This is a genomic window from Nitrososphaera sp., assembly GCF_050748925.1.
Taxonomy (GTDB): Archaea; Thermoproteota; Nitrososphaeria; order Nitrososphaerales; family Nitrososphaeraceae; genus Nitrososphaera.
In genome coordinates this window covers 1-2,400 of record NZ_JBOGQF010000196.1, presented here as the reverse complement: position 1 = coordinate 2,400, position 2,400 = coordinate 1, and the positions used below count along the sequence as shown (strand labels likewise).

General features: G+C 50.6%; 3 protein-coding genes. All 3 read left to right on the top strand.

Going from position 1 to position 2,400, the window contains the following annotated elements:
* The first annotated feature begins 205 nt into the window (after nt 1–205).
* From ACREAY_RS11370 to dph2, 3 genes are read left to right on the top strand one after another with little or no spacing between them, the layout of a single operon-like run.
* On the top strand, nt 206–601 hold the full coding sequence (locus ACREAY_RS11370; RefSeq protein WP_431755885.1) for a DUF1428 family protein: 396 nt from the start codon (nt 206–208) through the stop codon (nt 599–601).
* Nucleotides 602–637: 36 nt separating this feature from the next.
* On the top strand, nt 638–943 hold the full coding sequence (locus ACREAY_RS11365; protein WP_431755884.1) for a 4Fe-4S dicluster domain-containing protein: 306 nt from the start codon (nt 638–640) through the stop codon (nt 941–943).
* On the top strand, nt 940–1,941 hold the full coding sequence (gene dph2 / locus ACREAY_RS11360; RefSeq protein WP_431755883.1) for a diphthamide biosynthesis enzyme Dph2: 1,002 nt from the start codon (nt 940–942) through the stop codon (nt 1,939–1,941). Before ACREAY_RS11365 ends, dph2 begins: the two co-directional genes overlap by 4 nt.
* Nucleotides 1,942–2,400 lie beyond the last annotated feature (459 nt).

The following is a 2,400-nucleotide window of genomic DNA, read 5'->3' as shown; positions in this document are numbered from 1 at the left end:
GTCCGGGAGGGAGCAACCCTAAGGCGGCGTAGCCATGCTAGCACGTCTACGTGGTGGATCTCGCAGGGCTTGAAATGGGGCCTTTTGCCAGCGGTGGTACCGGCGGGCTGCCTCCACTTTTCAATTTTTCAAAGATAGTTTGCATGCCACATACAGCCACCCCTTGGGGCGGAATGCATTTTATATTATCAGCGGCAGGAGACCTATGAATAAATCCTCTAATGAAGAGACTGGAAGTTACGTCGCGCTCACCTTTTGGCGAGTGCCAAAAAAGAACCGTGACGCCATGGTAAAGGTAGGCAGGCAAAACGACCAGATTTGGAGAAAGCACGGGATGCTGAGGTCCGAAACGTTTCTGCTCAGCGCCAGAGGAGTTCCTCCTGGCTGCGACAGCATTGCCAAGGTCCTTTCCGCGGCCGAAAGTGAGGACGTTTGGATACTGCAGCAATTCTTTAGAGACCAGGCTCACGCGGATAAAGTCCTGGCTAGTGTGATAAAGGACGAAAGCGTCAATCAGATGGTAGAGGAGTTCTACGGCCGGGGCGCACAGGGGCAGAGGCTGGTCACGGGCGGGTTAGACCGCATGGAGCCCTCATCATAGCATGATTTAAATTGAATTTTACAAGCCTGTACCTCGTTGCCCATAGACCCCGACTTTCAGGCGCACAGGAGCGCGCAGGTGCACGGGAACCGGAAGGTCGGGCATGACGGCGACAGTAGCAAACTAGGCATCTATGGCACCGACGTTGCCGTGGATTTTGACCTGTGCGTCGGCGACGGCGCGTGCATCGACGTGTGCCCCGTCAACGTGTTTGAGTGGGAAGGCGAGGGCGCAGACAGAAAGGCGATGCCGAGCAGGGAAAGGGACTGCATCTATTGCTTTGGCTGCGAGGCAGTGTGCCCCAAGTTTGCAATCCGGGTGACACCGCTGGTGATAAAATGATAAAGATAGATGAAAAGAGGATGTTTGAGATAGTTGAGGAGCGCAAGCCGCGTTCAGTAGCATTGAACGGCGCCGAGGCGCTGATACCAAAGTTGCAGGACGCGGCAGACCACATCACGGAAAAATTCGGCATCGAAGCATACGTGATTGGCGACACGTGCTGGGGCTCGTGCGACCTGAATACGCACGCGGCCGACATGCTTGGCGCCGACATTCTCTTTAGCGTCGGCCACACGGTCGCGATGGAGACCTTTGGTGACAAGGTAGTCATGATTAACGCGTACGACGACGTAGGCTTTGAAAAGGTTGCAGAAAAGTTTGCAAAAGAGATGCAGGGCAAGTATAAGGCAATATCATTGCTGACGGACAGCCAGCACCTGGAGCAGGTGGAAGGCGCAAAAAAGGTGTTTGAGCAATACGGCTACAATGTAATTATCGGAAAAGGCAAAGGCCAGCTGCGTGACGCGCAGGTGTTTGGATGCGAGTTTTACCCCGCGTGGAACGTGCAAAAGCAGATAGACGCATATGTGTTTTTGGGACAGAGCCAGTTCCACTCGGCAAGCATCGCCATGTCGACTGAAAAGCCGACGTTCATGCTCGACCCGTATTTCGAAGAATACACGCAGGTAAACGAGTTTGCGCAGGGCCTGCAAAAGCGTGCCATCCTCGGCATATACAAGGCGCTGGACGCAGAAAGGATAGGGATAGTCATCGGCCTGAAGGAAGGCCAGTTTGCGCACGTGCGCGCGCTCGAGCTGAAAAAAGAGCTGGAAAAGCTGGGCAAAAAGGCGCAGATGATCGCGCTCACCGAAATAACAAACGACAGGCTCCAGATATTCAAAGGGATAGATGCGTTCATCCAGGTGGCATGCCCTAGGATAGCGACTGACAACCACTTTACCAAGCCTATGCTGTCGGTCCCTCAGGCGCTTGCCCTGATTAAACTGCTGAAAAAAGAGCCCATAGACGACTTTCTGCGCATACAGCACTGGCTCTAAGCTTGCCCGCCTTGCAACCAGACAGCCTATGCAAACAAATAAATATAGCGAAAAAATCTTGCCTGTTTCAGCATTCTTTTCAAGATTTTACACTGCCAAAAGGAAAAATATACTGCATTTACATATGATAAAGAGGTTTATTGCATAGTATTTTCAACATATAACTATAGTTTTCCCGTATTTTATTTAGAACAATTACAATATTACTTCGCCTGCTGCTGTATAAATTTTGTTAAAATATGCTGTTTAATGATAGAATATTTATACAAATTTTAAATAGTTATCGTGTGTAATGAGCGCAGGGAAAGAGACTAATTTCACGGCAATCGTCGTGCACTTTAGTAGTTACCCGGTGAATAAAAATGACTTGCAAAGGTATATGCATACGTCACAAGGCTCAAAAGCCAGTCGGCTCCGGCAGGTACGCTTCCGGACAAAAGAGATGCCAGATCTGCGAGA

Coding starts and splice junctions, on each gene's coding strand:
- dph2 (WP_431755883.1), top strand. CDS start 940: ATGATAAAGATAGATGAAAAGAGGATGTTTGAGATAGTTGAGGAGCGC.
- ACREAY_RS11370 (WP_431755885.1), top strand. CDS start 206: ATGAATAAATCCTCTAATGAAGAGACTGGAAGTTACGTCGCGCTCACC.